Annotated in this window: 1 protein-coding gene; it reads left to right on the forward strand. The window is 68.2% G+C overall.

All coding sequences use genetic code 11. The features are described 5' to 3' along the window. Positions 1-255: hypothetical protein (locus tag SK224_RS16795; protein ID WP_320435773.1), on the forward strand; the 255-nt coding region annotated here is incomplete at both ends.

Raw genomic sequence — 255 nt, forward strand, 5'->3', positions numbered from 1 at the left:
CACGCTGGATCGCTGCGGACATCGACGGCGCTGACGGCACCGCGGTCACGTCGTGGCGAGACATCGTCAACGGGCGCCTGCTGAACGTGCTCACCGGCTCCCCGACGCTGCGCGTCGCATCCGGCGACAAGTACGTGCAGCTGGACGGGGACGACGTCCTCCAGCAGGCCGACACGTTCGCGTCAGCTCTGAAGACGCTGATCGTGCTCGCTCGGATCCCGACGGCCACAAGCCCGAACGGGTCGCTCGGCATCT

This window comes from Microbacterium sp. BG28, from assembly GCF_034044005.1.
Classification (GTDB): Bacteria; Actinomycetota; Actinomycetes; order Actinomycetales; family Microbacteriaceae; genus Microbacterium.